We start from the raw sequence: 17200 nt of genomic DNA, 5'->3' as shown, positions 1-17200 counted from the left end.
CGGCAGCGCATGGTGTCAGCGCATCAGCCGGTCCTGCAGCCAAGCCTCGCGGTTCGCCGCCGAGGTCGACAGCAGTTCACGACGCAGTGCCTCGCGCTCGTTCGGGGGCGTGCGCTGCGCGAGGGCCGCCAGGTCGATGCGCTGGCGAGGCTCCATCGCGCGCAATACGCGCAGCAGCGGTTCGTGCTGATCGGACGGCACCTGCGCGAGCAGCGGCTGCAGCGCGGGGTAATCGGCGCCCAGCGAAGGGCCGAGGCGCCACCCGCGGCGTTCGCTGCCGTCGAGCGCGGCGAACTGCGCCCGCAGCACTTCGCGGCGTGCGGGGTCGAGCGTGGCGAATGCGTCGCGTGCGTGCAGGATGCGGGTCCGCTCGGCGGTCGGCAGCGCGCGCCAAGCGAGGTAGCGCTCGCGCCGTTCGCCACGCTCGGCGGCCGGCAGGGCGTCCCATGCCGCGGTGCGGGCGGCGTGCGCGGCGCGTTCGTGTGGGCTCCATTGGCGCCAGGTCAGGGCGCGTTGCTGCAGTCGGCTGCGCTCGGCCGGTTGCAGCAGCGGCAGCACGCGTTCGAAATCCGACAGATCCGGCGCCGCGGCGAAGGCGGCCGTCACGGCCGCACCGAGCATGCACAGCGCGAGCAATCCCCGGCTAGAGCGGCGCATCGACGGTCTCCAGTTCACCGGCAGTACCGGCCGCTGTGTCGATGGCCGGCGGCAGCCCGCTGGCGCTGGCGAGCGAGGCATCGATGGCTGCGGCCGTGCCGGCGCCTGCGCCTGCAGCGAGCCAGCTGTAGAACTCCAGCTCGGTGAGCATCGGCGCCGCGCTGGCATCGACCAGCAGCGCGAAGTCGCGGTGCACGAGCAGCGCCGCATCCGGCCGGTAGCGCGCCGCGGGCGCGGCCGGCGCAGGCAGCGGTTCGATGCGTGCAGGGCCCTGCGTCCGTCCGGCCGGTGCCGGCGCCCACCAGAACGTGGCGATGAACGCGGCAATGCAGGCCGCCAGCAGCGCCCAGAGCGAGAGCAGCACCGCGCGCGGCGCACGCGGGCCTGCAGCCTCCGTCGAGGCCGGAGGCATCTCAGCCGACGTCTGGGCGTCGGGCCCGGCAAGTAACTGCACGCGCTCGGTCGCCACGGCCTCGATGCGGGCCTGCAGTTGCGCGTGGAATGCTTCGAGCGCCTCCGGTCCCCCGAGCTGCTCGACCGCGCGCTGCAGCGCCAGCCGATAAGCCGGCAGGCCGACGCCGAGCACGCTCGCGGCATCGGCCTCGTCGAGGCCCGCCGCGAGCCGTAGCAGCAGCGCGGCGCGCGGACCGGCCGCGAGCCCGGTCCAGCCCGCGCCGTCGACCGGGGCGGGCGCGCCGTGCAGCAGCGGGTTGCCGAGCAGGCTTGACCAGAATGCAAGCGGCCACTGCGCGAGCGGGCGCTGGACGGCCCATCCGGAAAACTCCCGCGCGGTGGCGGTGACCGCTGCGTCCCCGCGCGCGGCCCCGCCCGCCTGCAGTTCGGCGAGCACGAGGGCCCGACGTTCGACGCCACGCAGAAACGCGGTGACTGCGCCGGGCAGCGCCGGCCGGCCCACGTCGACGGAAAGAGTGCTCATCGGGGCTGCCTCGGAATCGGCGCGCATCATAGCCGGAGCACCCCCGCGGCGGGGCTTCACTTGACTTTGCGCCGTTGCGTGCTCTCCCAGGCCCCACGCGGGCTCGAGCATGATCTCGTTGTGCACAGCGTCGTACTGCCGCCTCATCACACAGCCTTAACCACGCACAGAACGGCCGAAGGATCAAGCCCCATAGCCTAAGCTGTTGAATAATAAGGATAATAGGCATATGGCGTTTTTTTGACCAACCTGATGGAAAGCCCGGTCCCAGCGTGCTCCCGTCCAACTGCCGACATGCGATGCACAGACTTATCCACAGCGGATGTGGATAACGCGGAAAAAGCTTTACTGACGCTGACTTGCGCTTTTTTTGTGACGTAGGCCCCAACAGTTCGATGCAACTGAACGCGTCGGCCTGCACGCACTGCGGCGCTAGACTGGGGCATGGCTGAACGCCCCCGCCTCGTCTGGAGTGTCGCGCTGCCGGTGCCACTGCCGCGCCGCTTCGATTACCGCCCGACGGATGGCCACACGGTCGGGCCGGACGACGTCGGCCGGCGCGTGCGGGTGCCGCTGGGCAAGCGCGAGCTGGTCGGGGTGATCGCCGCCGTTGGACCGCCCGAGCGTGAGGAGGCCGAGCTCAAGGCCGCGCTCGAGTTGCTCGACGACACGCCACTGCTCGCCGGCGAGCTGTTCGATTCGCTGCGCTGGCTGTCGCGCTACCTGCACGCGCCGCTCGGCGAGGTGTTCGCGACCGCGCTGCCCACTCTGCTGCGGCATGGAGAAGCGCTACCGGACACGCGCAGCTGGGGCTGGCGGCTCACCGAGGCCGGGCGCGAGGCCACGTTGCGGCCGGGGCGCCCGCGTGAATTCGCCACGCGGCTCGGCGCCGGCACCGTCGGCGAAGCCGAGCTCGACGAGACCGCTGCGGGCTGGCGCGCTGCCGCACGCACGCTTGCCGCACGCGGCTTGGCCGAACGGGTCGAAGTAGCGTCGGCCGACGCCGCCCTCCCGGCCGAGCCCGGGCCCGAGCTCAACGACGAGCAGCGGGTCGCTGTAGACGCGATCGTCGCCGAACATGCCGGCTTCGCCGCACTGCTGCTCGACGGCGTGACCGGCAGTGGCAAGACCGAGGTTTACCTGAATGCGATCGCCGACTGCCTCGCCCGGGGCCGGCAGGCGCTCGTGTTGGTCCCGGAGATCGGCCTGACACCTCAGACACTGGCGCGCTTCCGGGCCCGCCTCGGCGTGCCGGTGCACGCGCTGCATTCGGGCCTGTCCGATGGCGAACGTGCGCGCACCTGGGCCGCGTGCCTGCGCGGGCAAGCGCGGGTCGTGGTCGGCACGCGCTCGGCCGTGTTTCTGCCGCTGCCGCAGGCGGGGCTGGTCGTGGTCGATGAAGAGCACGACGGCAGCTACAAGCAGCTCGACGGCCTGCGCTACCACGCCCGCGATTTCGCGCTGGTGCGCGCGAAGGCGCTCGGCGTTCCGGTCGTGCTCGGCAGCGCCACACCGTCGCTGGAGTCGCTGCGCAACGCCGAGCTCGGCCGCTACCACCACCTGCGCCTGACCCACCGCGCCGGCTTGGCCCGGCCGCCGCGCGTGCGAGTGCTCGACGTGCGCAAGCGCGCGCTGCATGCAGGGCTGTCGAACGAGCTGCTCGAAGCGATCGACGCGGCGCTCGCGGCCGATGGCCAGGCGCTGGTGTTCAAGAACCGCCGCGGCTACGCGCCGGTGCTGCTGTGCCACGACTGCGGCTGGAACGCGCAGTGCGCCCGGTGCAGCACGCCGACCCACGGCAGCCCGATGACCGTGCACGCCCACGGCCGGCGCCTGCAGTGCCACCACTGCGGCGCGCGCCGACCCGCCCCGAACGCATGTCCGGACTGCGGCGGCCTGGCGCTGCAGCCGCAGGGCGCGGGCACCGAACGCATCGAGGAACTGCTGGGCGAGCGCTTTCCCGACGTGCCGGTACTCAGGATCGACCGCGGCACCACCCAGCGCCGTGATGCGCTCGAGCAGCATCTGGCCGGGTTCGGCAGCGGCCGCGGCATCCTGGTCGGCACGCAGATGCTCGCCAAGGGCCACGACCTGCCGAACCTGACACTGGTCGCGGTCGTCGGCATCGACGAAGGCCTGTTCAGCGCGGACTTCCGCGCGCCCGAGAAGCTCGCGCAGCTGCTGATCCAGGTGTCCGGTCGCGCAGGCCGCGCGCAGCGCAGCGGGCAGGTGCTACTGCAGACCCACCACCCGGGCCATCCGCTGCTGCACATCCTGCTCGAGGGCGGGTACCACGCATTCGCCGAGGCCGAGCTGGCCCAGCGCGAAGCGGCCGGGTTTCCGCCGTTCGGGCATCTCGCGCTGCTGCGCGCCGAGGCGCAGCGCATCGAGCTCGCCGATGCGTTCCTCAAGCGCGCTCGCGAGGCCCTCGAGCTGTCGGAAGTCCAGCTTCATGGCCCGCTGCCGGCACCGATGCCGCGGCGCGCCGGCTACCAGCGGCTGCAGCTGCTGGTCTCTGCGCCGGACCGCCCGTCGCTGCACGCCGCGCTCGACCTGGCGATCCCGACGCTTTATGAAACGCCCGAGGCGCGGCGGGTGCGCTGGTCGCTCGACGTCGATCCGGTCGACCTGTACTGACCTGCAATGCGCGCGCGTTTCGCGGCGGGGTTCACGAATCCAGCGACCGCATGCGCCACGTAGTACGGTTGCGTTTGCCTGTCTGCAGGCCCAACACGTAAAACCGATCTGACGCACTCGTGTGTCGAACGCGGTTCAATGGACACGCGCTGCGCCGGGCCCGCCCCGCGGCAACGACACAGCGCAGATGCTGGATCGCGCACCATGCAGGAGTGACCGGAATTGAGCGCATGCGGATGAAATCGTGGAGCCTGTGGCTGTGCCTGGCGCTGGCGGCATGCAGCGGCAATGGCAGCGACGGGCGCCCGCCGGTGACGTTCGGCAACGATGCCGACGGCACGCCCGACGTCGTGGTCGACCCGGTGCCCGCAGCCGCGCCCGAAGACGTCATGACCAGCACGTACTGGCCTGACGCGACCCTGGAATCCGGCACCGCGCGCATCAGTTGCAGCTTCGACTACGAGGCCGACGGCGAAGGCCAGAAGCTCGAATCGCTGACGTTCTTCGCGCTCGTCGACGCGCTCTCGCCCTGCCGCGACGAAGGCCGCGTACGTGTGCGCTACGACGGCAAGATCGGCGCCGGCTTCACTGCCCTGCTGCAGCGCGTGGCGGCGATGGCCGAGCGCATGGAGATCAAGACCCGCGTGCTCGACATCTCCTCGACCGGTGGCCACGTCGAGGAAGCGATCCGCGCCGGCGACGTCATGGCGAACACGCGCTGGGACATCTGGGTGCGCGAGGACGCGATCTGCCACAGCGCCTGTGTGCTCGTGCTCGCCGGTGGCGACACGCGATCGATCACCGGCAAGGTCGGCATCCACCGGCTGATCCGTGACCGCTCGCAGGCGAATTCGCGTGCCGAACTGCGCGCCGAGCTCAAGCAGGTGCACGGCGATGTCACCGAATACCTCGAGCGCAACGGCGGCGCTGCCGCGCTCGCGGATCTGATGATGACCGTGCCCAACCGCGACCTGCGTCTGCTGACGGCCGACGAGCTCAAGCTCTACGGGCTCAACGGCATCAACGCCGCGCAGTCCGACCTCAACCGCATCGTCGTCATGCGCCGCTGCGGCAAGGAATTCGTGCAGCGTCGGGATGCGTTCGCATACGCGTTCGAGCGCGAGTGCCTGAAGGATCCCGGCGAAGGCTTCGAGGAGCAGTCGCAGTGCGGCGCGCGGCTCAGCCAGCGGTTCGGCTTCCCCGATGCGACCTGCCCGAACGACGGCCCGATGGCCGAGGCCGTGCGTGAAGCGACGCCGGACCGCCTCGCGAAGGCGACCACCAAGCCCGACGGCCCGACCGCAGGCGCGGCGACGCGCAGCCGCTGAGCGCACGTCCGGCTTCGGCCGGAATGATTGCAGGCCCGTACGGAACAGCACCGAACGGCGCCGGCGGCGTGGGATCGACCGACCGTCGCGGCGCAGTAGCTTCTTGCTGGCGGTCCTGCATCCCTGCCAGTAGCCGGGGTGCGAATCACCCACTCAATCGATTCGCCCGATGCTGGCGATGCGTCGTACGACGCTGGATCACTGGTGACCGCTGCAACGCGTGCACTTACCTGGCCACGCGTTTCGCCGATGCGACCCGCGACCGACCCCGCGAACGCAAAGGCCCGATCGTCTCCGACCGGGCCCCGGCTTTACTGCAGTGCAGCCTGCGTCAGGCCGCGAACAGCGCGCGCATCTTCTTCAACGCGTTCGCCTCGATCTGGCGGATGCGCTCGGCCGATACGCCGTACTCGTCGGCCAGTTCCTGCAGCGTGACCTTGCCTTCCCCGTCGAGCCAGCGGCGCTTGACGATGTCGCGCGAGCGGTTGTCGAGCTCGGCTAGGCCTTCGCGCAGCACGTCGAGCTGGTTCTCCTCCTCGTCCTCGCGCTCGTAGATCTGCGAGGGGTCTTCCTCGTTCGCGCGCAGGTACGCAGCCGGCGACGGCGGTGCATGGTCGTCATCGGCATCGTCAGGCAGGTCGAAGCCGATGTCCCGACCGGAGAGGCGCGATTCCATCTCGAGCACTTCGCGCTCGGAGACGTTGAGATCGCGCGCAACCGCGCTGACTTCCTCGGCGTTCATCCAGCCCAGCCGGGTCTTGGACTTGCGCAGGTTGAAGAACAGCTTGCGCTGCGCCTTCGTCGTCGCGACCTTCACGATGCGCCAGTTCTTGAGGATGAACTCGTGCATCTCCGCGCGGATCCAGTGCACGGCGAAGCTGACCAGACGCACGCCCTGATCGGGGTCGAAGCGCTTGACCGCCTTCATCAGGCCGATGTTGCCTTCCTGGACCAGATCGCCCATCGGCAGGCCATAGCCGTTGTAGCCGCGCGCGACGTGCACGACGAAGCGCAGGTGCGAATGCACGAGCTCACGCGCCGCGTCGAGATCGTTCTCGTCACGGTAGCGGCGCGCCAGCGCCTGCTCGTCATCGACGCTGAGCACCGGGATGCGGTGGACGGCGCTGATATAGGCATCAAGCGAGCCCAGCGCCGATAGCCCGTTCAAGGCCGGGATCGGCAGGTTGTTCGCAATCAGAGCGTTTGCAGCGGGGGTCTGGGTCATGGTCGTCATCTTAGCAGTCGAGACATGGGACTGCTAAATAGGCCAAAAGGTCCTGCAATGTTGCATTCATAGAACGATGGCGCGCTCCATGACTACAGGATTGTGTCAAAGCAGACGTAACCGCCGGATCAACTCGGCCGTGATCCAGATGGGGCCGCCCCAGCTGTAGCACAACCGTTATCAAGCTCGAGTGCGGCACGCGGCGGCAGTCGCCAGTCGATCGGTCGCTGCTTGGTGCGCTTCAGGTACTCGTTCGTCGCCGAGAAGTGCCCGCATCCGATAAACCCCCGGTGCGCCGACAGCGGCGAAGGATGCGGCGCCTTCAACACGCGATGGCGGCGCGGGTCGATAACCTTGCCCTTGGCCTGCGCGTAGCTGCCCCAGAGCAGGAAGACCAGATGCTCGCGCTCGTGGTTGAGCAGTTCTACAACGCGGTCGGTGAACCCTTCCCAGCCGCGGCCCTGATGCGCGCCTGCGCGCCCGGCCTCGACGGTCAGCACCGCGTTCAGCAGCAGAACGCCCTGGCGAGCCCAGGGCAACAGGCAGCCGTGGTCGGGACGCGGGATGCCGAGGTCGCGCTCGAGCTCCTTGAACACGTTGACCAGTGACGGCGGCACGTCGACGCCAGGCCTGACCGAGAAGCACAGCCCGTGCGCCTGGCCGGGGCCGTGGTAGGGGTCCTGGCCGAGGATCACGACCTTCGTCGCGTCGAACGGGCAGGCCTCGAATGCGGCAAAGATGTCCGGACCGCGCGGGTACACCGTCGCCCCTGCCGCGCGGCGCTCGCGCAGGAAGCCCGACAGCGCGCGCATGTCCTCGCGTTCGAACCAGTCGCCGATGCGCGCCTTCCATGACGACTCGAGCTGGACGCGGTCGCTCGCCATGGCTCAGTCCGCCGGCGATGCGGCGTCCGTCAGTCGCGCGAGCCGCAGCTGGAACAGCGTCTTGGTGACCAGCAGGCGCTCCTCGATCGGCTTGAGTACGAGATCGTTCGCGCCCGCACGCAGCAGGCCGCTCTGGTTGTCGGGATTCGCATCTCCGGTCATTACGAGCACCGGCAGCCGGCGCTTGCCGTAGCCGAAGTCGCCCCGCAGCCGCTCGAGCAGGTCGTGCCCGCTGAGCTCGCCCTTGAGGTAGACGTCGGTGAGCACGAGGTCGGCGCCAGGGTCGTCGTTGCCGCGGCAGGATTCGAGGTGGACCAGCGCCTCCTCCACCCCGACGAAATGCAGCACGGTCATGCCATGCCGTTCGAGCATGCGCTTGGTCGCAAGCGCGACCACCCGACTGTCTTCGACGTACAGCACGCGCGCGCCGGGGATCGGCTGCGGCTGCACGTAGCCGCGGATGAACGCGGCAAGCGCACTGAAGCCGAGCGACTTGTCGAAGTAGTCGGTGACATCCTCGGTGAAGCGCCGCGCCTCCAGATGCGATTGCGCATCGGCCGACACCACGATCACCGGCACGTAGGCCTGGCTGCCGGTCTCGCGCACGGTGCGCGCCAGCGCGATGCCATCGCCGTCGGGCAGCGCGAGCGAGGTCGTGACCAGGTCGACCGGCCCGGCGGCGAGCGCTTCGCGCGCTTCGGCAATGCCCGCGCACGGCACCACGACCGCGCTCGCGACTTCCTGCACCAGCACGTCGCCGATCAGCTTGCGCACCAGCCGGGAGCCGTCGACCACCATGATGCGGGGCGCGTCGGTGGCGAGGTGGCGCAGGTCGGTCGGTCCGGTCGTCATGGGCTCAGGTCGAAGTCGGCCGGGTCTGGCGCAGATAGTGGCCGGTAACCAGCCCCGCGCCAAGCCAGCCCAGTAGCGCAGCGCCGACGACCGCGGCGGCCGCGTGCAGTGGCGAGAAGCCCTGCAGTTCGAACGCGCTGCCGTAGCTGCGCGCCAGTTGCGCGACCGGCGCGCGCAGCGCAAGGTCGGCTGCGGTCAGCAGCGCCAGCGCGATCAGCCCGGCCAGTGCGCCGTAGCACGCGCCGAGGTACAGGAACGGGCGCCGGATGAAACCGTCGGTCGCGCCGAGCAGCTGCAGCACGGCGATTTCCTCGCGCCGCGACTGGATGTCCAGCCGCACGGTGTTGCCGACCACGAGCAGCGCGCCGACGCCGAGCAGCGCCGCGAGCACGGCCGCCAACCGCGTGCCGAGCCGCAGCCAGTCGCGCAGGCGCTGGCGCCAGACCACGTCGTGCTGGACCAGGTCGGCCTCGGGCAATTTGGCGAGCTGGGCCGCCAGGGCGGCGCCGTCCCCGGCCGGCGTCACCTGCAGCAGGCCCGGCAGCGGATTGGCGTCCAGCGCCTCGAGCGCCTCGCCGAAGCCGCCGCGATCGCGCAGCTCGCGCAGGCCGTCCTCGGGCGACCGGTATTCGACCCGGGCGACGTCGGCACGCTCGCGCAGCGTCGCCGCGATCGCCCGGGCTCGTCCGGCCGGCAGCCCTGGGTCGAGGTAAACGCCGATCACGCGCGACTCCTGCACATCGCCGGCAAAGCGCGCCACGTTCGCGAGCACGATCGACAGCCCGAGCGGCAGCGCGAGCGCGATCGCCATCACGCCGACCGTCAGCCCGGTCGCCCAGGGCCGGCGCGCAAGCCGGCCGATGCTCGCAACGACGCTGTAGACGTGGTGGTCAAACCAGGTGCCGAACCCGGAACGGCGTGGCAGGGCGGTGCGCGTCGCGGCGCTCATGGCGCCAGCTCCGTCGGGGCGATGTCGTCCACCAGCCGGCCGTTGTCGAGCACCAGCACGCGCTTGCGCATGCGGCGCACGAGCGTGAGGTCATGGCTGGCAACGAGCACCGCGGTGCCGCGCTCTGCGAGCGATTCGAGCAGTGACAGGATTTCGGCCGACAGCGTCGGGTCGAGGTTGCCGGTCGGCTCGTCGGCGACCAGCAGCGTCGGCTCGCCGACAACCGCGCGCGCAATGCCGACGCGCTGCTGCTCACCGGCCGAAAGCTGGTGCGGCAACGCTCCGCCGCGGTCACCGAGACCGACCTTGTCGAGCATTACGCGCACGCGCTTGGCGGTGTCCGCACGTGGCAGCCCGCGCAGCAGCAGCGGCAGGCCGACGTTGTCGGCGACGCTGCGGTCGGCGAGCAGGCAGTGGTCCTGGAACACGACGCCGATCTCGCGCCGGTGCAGCGCGATCCGCCGCCCGCGCGTCTTGCCGAGGTTGCGATCGGCGAGCAGCACGGTGCCGCGGCTGGGCCGCTCCGTCAGGTGGATCAGGCGCAACAGCGTGCTCTTGCCGGCACCGGAGTGGCCGGTCACGAACAGCATCTCGCCGGGTTCGACCGAAAAGCTCACGTCGACGAGAGCTTCGCGGTTCGCGTAGCGCTTGCTGACGTTGTCGAAACGCAGGAGCGGCATGGGGGAGCGTGCCTCAAGCGAAGAGGCGGCAGTATCGCAGAAGCCGATGGCCGGCCGCCCCACGAATGGGCCTCACACCGGTGCAGCTCGCAGGTCGAAGCTGCGCCGGGGCGGGAGATCGCAGCGGTTGCACGCCGACGTGCCAGACGCTGGGCGGAGTGCGGAGTGCGGAGTGCGGAACCGGAAATTCGAATTTGGGCCCGATCCGATGCCCGTCATCGACCGGCCGTACACCGAAGCCACGGTGCTCGGATGCCGGCCGGCGAGCGGCACTGCCACGTCGCCGTTCGACACCGCCGCAAACGACGTGCGGCGGCCCGCAACGGCAGCGCTGCGGCCCGATCAGCCTCTGGTCGACCGCAGCGACCGCAAGCGGTCGCCACAGTCGCTAGCCCCGATCAGTGCTGCGAGCGCGGTGCGCGCGTTACGAGCGACTTGAGCCCGCGCCCGAGTCGACGCAGCAGGCCGGGCTTGGCCGGCTCGGCCGCCGATGCGGGGGCAGGCGTCTTGGCGGCGGGCTCGGCCGCCTTGCGCGCGCGCGGCGCCTTGGGCGGGTTGGTCGGTATCGTGCCGGCCGCCCGGCCATCCATCGCCGCGGCCGGCTGCAGCATGCCAGCCTCCTCGGCGCCTTCGGCGACCTTGCGGCCACCGCGACGCCGGCGGCGCTTGCGGGGTGCGCGCTCGGTCGCGTCGATTCCGGTGGTCTCGGTGACCTGCTCGGGCGTGACGACGATGGTGGCCGGCTCGTCGGCCGGCGTCGTAGCAACAGGCTCGCGCGGCGGGCGGGGGCTGCGCGGCTTGTCGCCCGTGCGACCGCGGCCTTCGCCACGTCCGCCGGACCCGCTGCGCGACGGGCCGCCGGCGCGGCTGCGACCGCCGCCACGGCGCTCGTCCTCGGCCGCGCGCTGCTCGCGCGCTTCCTTGAAGATCGCACCGATGCTTTCGCCCTCGTCGGCCCCGGCTTCGTCCGCAATCGCCTCACGCTTCGCGCGTGGCAGCGCCACCAGCATGTCGGCCGTGACCTGCTCGGTCGGCAGGCGCTGATCGATATAGGCCTCGATATCCGGCAGGCTCATCGCGTAGCGCTCGCAGGCGAAGCTGATCGCGTCACCCTCGGCGCCCAGGCGCGCGGTGCGGCCGATGCGGTGGACGTAGTCCTCGGCATCGAACGGCAGGTCGTAGTTGTAGACGTGGGACACGCCGTCGATGTGCAGGCCGCGCGCGGCGACGTCGGTTGCCACGAGGATCTCGAGCTGGCCAGCCTGGAACTTCTTCAGCAGCGACTCGCGCTTTTTCTGCGGCACGTCGCCGCTGAGCACACCGACGCGGTAGCCGGCTTTCTCCAGCGAGCGCGCGACCCGCTCGACGAACGCCTTGGTGTTGACGAACACCATCGTGCGCGCGCCCTCGGAGCGCGACAGCAACGCGATCAGCAGCGGGAGCTTTTCCTCATCCGACGGGTAGTACACCTTCTGGCGCACTTTCGCCGCGGTGATGAATTCGGTCTCGACGACGAGCTTCTCGGGCTCGTTCATGTGCTCGTATGCGAGCTCGAGCACGCGATGGCTCAGCGTTGCGGAGAACAGCAGCGTCTGGCGCGTGGTGCGCTCGGGCATGCGGCGCAGCAGGAAGCGGATGTCCTTGATGAAGCCGAGGTCGAACATGCGATCGGCTTCGTCGAGTACGCACATCTCGCACGCATGCAGCGACACGACCTTGTGCTGCTTGACGTAGTCGATCAGCCGGCCCGGCGTGGCGATGATGACGTCCGCGCCCTTCTGCAGCAGCTCGCGCTGCTTGTCGTAATCGACGCCGCCGTAGACCAGCGCGAACTTCAGCCCCAGCTCGTCGCCGAACTTCACAGCGTCCTTGTGGATCTGGATCGCGAGTTCGCGCGTCGGGGCGAGGATCAGCGCGCGCGGGTCCTCGGGCTTGCGGTCGGCCAGCGCGGGCCGGGTCAGCAGGCGGTTCACGACCGCGACCAGGAACGCGAGCGTCTTGCCGGTGCCGGTCTGGGCCTGCCCGGCCACGTCGCGGCCCTGCAGGGCCAGCGGCAGCGTCAGCGCCTGGATCGGCGTGGTGCGTGAGAACCCGGCGGCCTCGAGCCCGGCCAGCAGGGTCGGATGGAGGTCGAATGAGGAGAATGTAATGTCGGTTAAAGGCTTGTCGCTCATGGCCTGTTCTGTCAGCGCGCGGTGCGCGGCGTGGATCGTGGCTTGCGTGGGTGGCGGCGGCGACGCAGACTGCCAGGGCCGGTCAGGTGCCACGCGAGCAAGATATCGGTCGGCCGGCACGGGCGAAAATCGCCGGCCAATGCCGCGTTGAGCCCCAGTCTACCGTATGCCCCTGCGTGCCAGCGGCCGGCGCGCCCGGGCATCCATTCCGTCCCCACAGGAGATCCCCGTGAGCGAGAAAGTGAAGCACGTCGGCGATGCCGACTTCGAATCCGCGGTACTGCAGTCGTCCGAGCCGGTGCTCGTCGACTTCTGGGCCGAATGGTGCGGCCCCTGCCGCATGATCGCGCCGGCGCTCGACGAGCTGGCCGAAAGCTATGACGGCCGCGTCAAGATCGTGAAGGTCAACGTCGACCACAACCGCGCAACGGCGATGAAGTACCACGTGCGCTCGATCCCGATGCTGCTGCTGTTCAAGGATGGCCAGGTGCAGGCCACGCAGATCGGCGCGGTCGGCAAGGCGCAGCTGAGCCAGATGCTCGACAAGGCGCTCTGAGCGCCTGCAGCCGGGGCTGGCCGCGCCGGCTGCATGAATCGGCCCATGGCCGCCTGGCGCCGCCGCTTGCGTAATTCGCAATGGCGGTGCTAGCTTCCGCGACATCCGGCGCGCACTCGTCCGCCGCACCCCGTCTTCGATACCGTCCCTGACGCCCCGCTCGCGCCTGCGAGCGCTCGCCGCTTAGCGAGGATTCCACGCTTGTCCGATAACACCACAGACGCCGGCGAAATCGCCGAGAAGCGCGTGCGCAAGCCGCGCGCCCCGAAAGCCGACACCGCCGCGGCCGCCGAAGGCAAGCCGCAGCAGCTTCCGCTCGACGCGCCGGCCGCGCCGCGCGCTGCCGCTGCGCCAGCCGGCGAATCCGCCCCTGCGCCGCGCGAAGCCGCAGCGCCGCGCGAGCAGGCCCCGCGTGAGCAGGGCTCCCGTGAGCAAGCGCCCCGCGAGTCGAACGGCGGCAACGCCGAGTCCGGCCAGAATGCGTCGTCCGGCCAGAATGCGCAGCAGGGCCAGAACGGCCAGAACCAGGGCCAGGCGCAGGGCGAGAACGGCCAGCGCGGCGAGTTCGAGGGCAATCGCGGCAACCGCCGCGACCGCTTCCGCAACCGCCGCGACCGCAACCGTGACCGCGGTGGCCGTGATGGCGGCATGGGTGACGAGGGCGATCGTCAGGACAGTTTCGTACCGCGCCCGCACCCGCAGGTGCCCGAGGGCTTCCCGGCGTATTCGCTCGGCGACCTCAAGCGCATGCCGGCGCCGAAGCTGCTCGAGATCGCCGACCAGCTCAACATCCAGGAAGGCGTCGCCCGCGCGCGCAAGCAGGATGTGATCTTCGCGCTGCTGAAGGTGCTCACGCGCCACGGCGAAGGTGTTGCCGCCGATGGCGTGCTGGAAATCCTGCCCGACGGCTTCGGCTTCCTGCGCGCGGCCGAGGCGAGCTACCTCGCCGGTCCGGATGACACCTACATTTCGCCGAGCCAGATCCGCCGTTTCAACCTGCGCACCGGCGACCATCTGTCGGGCCGCATCCGCTTCCCGAAGGACGGCGAGCGCTACTTCGCGCTGTCGATCGTCGACACGATCAACGGCGAGCCGATCGAGGCGAGCAAGAACAAGGTCCTGTTCGAGAACCTGACCCCGCTGTTCCCGCGCCGCAAGTTCCGGCTCGAGCGCGGCGATGGTTCGACCGAGGACATCACCGGCCGCATCCTCGACCTGATGGCGCCGCAGGGCAAAGGCCAGCGCGCACTGATCGTCTCGCCGCCGAAGGCCGGCAAGACGATGCTGATGCAGCAGGTCGCCACGGCGATCACGACCAATCACCCGGACGTGCACATGATCGTGCTGCTGGTCGACGAGCGTCCCGAGGAAGTCACCGAAATGCAGCGCACCGTGCGCGGCGAAGTGGTGAGCTCGACGTTCGACGAGCCGGCCGCGCGCCACGTGCAGGTTGCCGAGATGGTGATCGAGCGCGCCAAGCGCCTGGTCGAGCACAAGAAGGACGTAGTGATCCTGCTCGACTCGATCACCCGCCTGGCACGTGCCTACAACAACGTCGTGCCGAGCTCGGGCAAGATCCTCTCCGGCGGTGTCGACGCGAACGCGCTGCACCGGCCGAAGCGCTTCTTCGGCGCGGCGCGCAACGTCGAGGAAGGCGGCTCGCTGACGATCATCGCCACGGCCCTCATCGACACCGGCAGCAAGATGGACGAGGTGATCTACGAGGAGTTCAAGGGCACCGGCAACTCGGAAGTGCACCTGAACCGTCGCATCGCGGAAAAGCGCGTCTACCCGGCGATCGACATCAACCGCTCGGGCACCCGCCGCGAGGACCTGCTGATCGAGCCGGAGCTGCTGCAGAAGATCTGGATCCTGCGCAAGCTGCTGCACGGAATGGACGAGATCGCGGCGATGGAGTTCCTGCTCGACAAGATGAAGACCACGAAGTCGAACGACGAGTTCTTCAGTTCGATGAAGCGTTAAACCCGCTTTGCATGAACGATTACGCCCCGCATTGCGGGGCGTTTTCGTTTGCGTGCTGCTCTGTGATCGGCGGCGCCGTTTAACGTGTTCGCTGCGTGCTAACTCTGGCCCTACGCCATCGGCCAGCGAGGGGAGCACGACATGCCGGACCGGACCCTGCACACCGGAGCCACCACCGAGCTGTGGTACGAGCTTGTACGCGACGGCGAAGCGCGCATGCACGTGCGCCTGCCGGATGATGTCGAAAGCTACCTGGTGTTCGTGCTGCATCGGCACCAGCACGACGCGCTGCTGGGCGGACGCACGATGGCGCTGGAATGCCTGCATGGCCTCGAGCTGGTCGGCCGTGCGCGGACCGACGCGCTGCGTGATGTCGGTGACCGCTGCCTGCTGATCGCGGGGTTGTTTCCGCGGCTCGCGCGCCGGCGCAACGTGCAGCCGGGCTACTACGCCGCGCTCGGACAGGCGGCGTATGGCGAGGTCTCATTGCTGGCACGCGCTGGCCATGCCGAGCTGTTCGCGCAGCTTGCACGGCGTTTCGATGCGATGCGACGCGTGCTCGGCGGCATTGCCGCGCGCGGAACCGACGTCGCGGAGGCAAGCGGCCAAGCCTGCCCGCTTGCGGTGCAGTCCGGCACAACGGCCATGCATTGAGGCCCCGGGCGTTACGTGCCGGGCGCTGCGCGCTCGTGACTCGTGACTCGTGACTCGTGACTCGTGACTCGTGACTCGTGACTCGCGACTCGCGACTCGCGACGCGTGATCGCGTGATCGCGTGATCGCGTGATCGCGGAGCTTGAATCAGCCGTCCCTCAGTCGCGCAGCGCCGCCTGCCGCTGCAGCAGGTCGACGACCGTCGCCTCGACCTGCGAGGGTGCGACGACGACGCGGTTGCGGCCGTCGCGCTTGGCGCGATACATCGCGCTGTCGGCGCGCGCGAGCCACTCGCTGACGCTTTCACGCGCACCGAGTTCGGCCGCGCCGATCGACACCGTGATCGGCCGCCCGTCCACCTCGACCATGTCCGCCACGCGTGCACGCAGCGTGTCGCACAGCGATGCGAGCGCGGTCGTATCGATACCGGGAAGCAGCAGCACGAATTCCTCGCCGCCGTAGCGGAACAACCGGTCACCCCGCCGCGTGGCTGCGCCGATGACGCGGGCGAAGTCGACGAGCACTCGGTCGCCGGTCTCGTGCCCGTGGCCATCGTTGATGCGCTTGAAGTGGTCGATGTCGAGCACCGCCAGGCTGACCGGTACGTTGCCGCGGCGGCTCGTTTCAACCGCAATCGGCAGCTCCTGCTCCATCGCGCGCCGGTTCGCCGCCGAGGTCAGCGTGTCGCGCGTGACGAGCCGTTCGAGCTGCATGCGCTGGTGCTCGGTGCGGTGGGCGAAGATGTACGCGAACAGGCCGACGACCAAGCCGGTGACCGCAAACGCGACCCGCATGAAGCCGCTGTCGAACCCCTGCCCGGTGGCTGCGACGATCAGCACGGTGACCGCGCCATAAGCGATCGCATGGCGGCGCTCGATGAGCAGAAAGCCTGCCACCACGGCCGGATAGGTCCATAGCAGGCCCGACAGACCGACGAGCGACGCCACCACAATCACGCCAATCGCGCCGATGCCCGCGGCCGCGCGCCCGGCCCACTCGACACTGCCTCCGCGCCACATGTAGACGACGCTGCCGGCGATGACCGCCACCACGACGAGATCGATCACGCCCGCCGCGACGTCCCCGGTGGCGAACCGGTACCCCGCGATCGGCAGCAGGCACACGGTCGCCAGTGCGCCGAACAGCGTGATCAGCGCGAAGCGGAAATCGGATTGCAGGCGTTGCCACGGCATGGGGCGGTCTCGATCGATCCTGACGACGGCGGCGATCGCATCGCCTGCCGCTGCGCCCGCGGACCCGGGGCACTCGGAGCAGGTATCGGCCGTCCGGCCGGGGAGTTGAATCGGAATAGTTCGGGCTTCAGCCGGCAGCCGGTTTGACGTCGTCGATCACGGCCCGGTCGCGGCCCTCGCGCTTGACCCTGTACGCAAGCCGACGTGCCGACCGCCGCGAGCGGCAGGCGGCGTCCTACGGCATGAGCGCGGCGCTCGACAAGGGCGTGAAGCCCAACAGCCGGTCGGGCGGCGATTGCGAGAGGCGTTTGCGAGTAGCGCCGCTGCGACCGGGGCGACGCTGGCGCGGCACCGGCGGACTCGCCCCCGGTCGGCAACGCGCCGGCATCTATCAGCTCACGCTGAGTCACCTATGGCGACGGCCATTTCGGCCTGTGCGCCGTGGCGCGAGCCGACACGCTGCCGCGAGCGTGACCGTCATCACCAGCGTG

At 69.8% G+C, this 17200-nt stretch carries 14 protein-coding genes; 5 read left to right on the top strand and 9 right to left on the bottom strand.

What is annotated here, in order from left to right:
- Window positions 1-15 precede the first annotated feature (15 nt).
- Both ACFFGH_RS01830 and ACFFGH_RS01825 read right to left on the bottom strand, forming a co-directional pair.
- A complete protein-coding gene (locus ACFFGH_RS01830; RefSeq protein ID WP_386664306.1) occupies window positions 16-657 on the bottom strand; it encodes a DUF3106 domain-containing protein in 642 nt (213 codons plus the stop codon).
- Window positions 644-1594, bottom strand: coding sequence for a hypothetical protein (locus tag ACFFGH_RS01825; protein ID WP_386664304.1), 951 nt, complete (start codon window positions 1592-1594; stop codon window positions 644-646). The genes ACFFGH_RS01830 and ACFFGH_RS01825 overlap by 14 nt, the downstream gene beginning before the upstream one ends.
- Before the next feature lie 444 nt (window positions 1595-2038).
- Here ACFFGH_RS01825 and ACFFGH_RS01820 point away from each other — a divergent pair, with 444 nt between their 5' ends.
- The gene (locus ACFFGH_RS01820; protein ID WP_386664303.1) at window positions 2039-4231 is read left to right on the top strand and encodes a primosomal protein N'; all 2193 of its coding nucleotides are present in this window, start codon (window positions 2039-2041) and stop codon (window positions 4229-4231) included.
- Between the two features lie 212 nt (window positions 4232-4443).
- A complete protein-coding gene (locus ACFFGH_RS01815) occupies window positions 4444-5559 on the top strand; it encodes a COG3904 family protein (protein ID WP_386664301.1) in 1116 nt (371 codons plus the stop codon).
- 331 nt (window positions 5560-5890) lie between these two features.
- Here the strand turns inward: ACFFGH_RS01815 and rpoH are convergent, their stop codons facing one another.
- From rpoH to rhlB, 6 genes are all read right to left on the bottom strand, one after another.
- Complete coding sequence (rpoH, locus tag ACFFGH_RS01810) at window positions 5891-6784, bottom strand: RNA polymerase sigma factor RpoH (protein WP_386664300.1); 894 nt, start codon at window positions 6782-6784, stop codon at window positions 5891-5893.
- Between the two features lie 128 nt (window positions 6785-6912).
- Complete coding sequence (gene ung / locus ACFFGH_RS01805) at window positions 6913-7668, bottom strand: uracil-DNA glycosylase (protein WP_386664299.1); 756 nt, start codon at window positions 7666-7668, stop codon at window positions 6913-6915.
- Between the two features lie 3 nt (window positions 7669-7671).
- Window positions 7672-8520 carry a response regulator gene (locus ACFFGH_RS01800; protein WP_386664297.1) on the bottom strand — a complete coding sequence of 283 codons (849 nt, stop codon included), beginning with the start codon at window positions 8518-8520 and terminating at the stop codon, window positions 7672-7674.
- Window positions 8521-8524: 4 nt separating this feature from the next.
- Window positions 8525-9469, bottom strand: coding sequence for a permease-like cell division protein FtsX (gene ftsX, locus ACFFGH_RS01795; protein WP_386664295.1), 945 nt, complete (start codon window positions 9467-9469; stop codon window positions 8525-8527).
- Window positions 9466-10149, bottom strand: coding sequence for a cell division ATP-binding protein FtsE (gene ftsE / locus ACFFGH_RS01790; protein ID WP_386664294.1), 684 nt, complete (start codon window positions 10147-10149; stop codon window positions 9466-9468). The genes ftsX and ftsE overlap by 4 nt, the downstream gene beginning before the upstream one ends.
- 398 nt (window positions 10150-10547) lie before the next feature.
- Entirely contained in the window at window positions 10548-12323 is a 1776-nt protein-coding gene (rhlB, locus tag ACFFGH_RS01785; RefSeq protein ID WP_386664292.1) for an ATP-dependent RNA helicase RhlB, read from the bottom strand.
- A gap of 229 nt (window positions 12324-12552) precedes the next feature.
- Here rhlB and trxA point away from each other — a divergent pair, with 229 nt between their 5' ends.
- From trxA to ACFFGH_RS01770, 3 genes are all read left to right on the top strand, one after another.
- The gene (gene trxA, locus ACFFGH_RS01780; protein WP_386664290.1) at window positions 12553-12879 is read left to right on the top strand and encodes a thioredoxin; all 327 of its coding nucleotides are present in this window, start codon (window positions 12553-12555) and stop codon (window positions 12877-12879) included.
- A gap of 246 nt (window positions 12880-13125) precedes the next feature.
- The gene (gene rho / locus ACFFGH_RS01775) at window positions 13126-14862 is read left to right on the top strand and encodes a transcription termination factor Rho (protein ID WP_386667292.1); all 1737 of its coding nucleotides are present in this window, start codon (window positions 13126-13128) and stop codon (window positions 14860-14862) included.
- A gap of 141 nt (window positions 14863-15003) precedes the next feature.
- A complete protein-coding gene (locus ACFFGH_RS01770; RefSeq protein WP_386664289.1) occupies window positions 15004-15516 on the top strand; it encodes a hypothetical protein in 513 nt (170 codons plus the stop codon).
- Between the two features lie 158 nt (window positions 15517-15674).
- Here the strand turns inward: ACFFGH_RS01770 and ACFFGH_RS01765 are convergent, their stop codons facing one another.
- Window positions 15675-16709, bottom strand: coding sequence for a GGDEF domain-containing protein (locus ACFFGH_RS01765; RefSeq protein WP_386664287.1), 1035 nt, complete (start codon window positions 16707-16709; stop codon window positions 15675-15677).
- Window positions 16710-17200: the final 491 nt, after the last annotated feature.

It is taken from the genome of Lysobacter korlensis, assembly GCF_042434515.1.
Note: the sequence above shows the minus strand (reverse complement) of the source record. Positions and strands in the feature narration are given on the sequence as shown.

Bases quoted from the DNA above. Each gene is read 5' to 3' on its own strand.
- ACFFGH_RS01830 (WP_386664306.1), bottom strand. From the start codon at position 657: ATGCGCCGCTCTAGCCGGGGATTGCTCGCGCTGTGCATGCTCGGTGCG.
- ACFFGH_RS01825 (WP_386664304.1), bottom strand. From the start codon at position 1,594: ATGAGCACTCTTTCCGTCGACGTGGGCCGGCCGGCGCTGCCCGGCGCA.
- ACFFGH_RS01820 (WP_386664303.1), top strand. From the start codon at position 2,039: ATGGCTGAACGCCCCCGCCTCGTCTGGAGTGTCGCGCTGCCGGTGCCA.
- rpoH (WP_386664300.1), bottom strand. From the start codon at position 6,784: ATGACCCAGACCCCCGCTGCAAACGCTCTGATTGCGAACAACCTGCCG.
- ung (WP_386664299.1), bottom strand. From the start codon at position 7,668: ATGGCGAGCGACCGCGTCCAGCTCGAGTCGTCATGGAAGGCGCGCATC.
- ACFFGH_RS01800 (WP_386664297.1), bottom strand. From the start codon at position 8,520: ATGACGACCGGACCGACCGACCTGCGCCACCTCGCCACCGACGCGCCC.
- ftsX (WP_386664295.1), bottom strand. From the start codon at position 9,469: ATGAGCGCCGCGACGCGCACCGCCCTGCCACGCCGTTCCGGGTTCGGC.
- ftsE (WP_386664294.1), bottom strand. From the start codon at position 10,149: ATGCCGCTCCTGCGTTTCGACAACGTCAGCAAGCGCTACGCGAACCGC.
- rhlB (WP_386664292.1), bottom strand. From the start codon at position 12,323: ATGAGCGACAAGCCTTTAACCGACATTACATTCTCCTCATTCGACCTC.
- ACFFGH_RS01770 (WP_386664289.1), top strand. From the start codon at position 15,004: ATGCCGGACCGGACCCTGCACACCGGAGCCACCACCGAGCTGTGGTAC.
- ACFFGH_RS01765 (WP_386664287.1), bottom strand. From the start codon at position 16,709: ATGCCGTGGCAACGCCTGCAATCCGATTTCCGCTTCGCGCTGATCACG.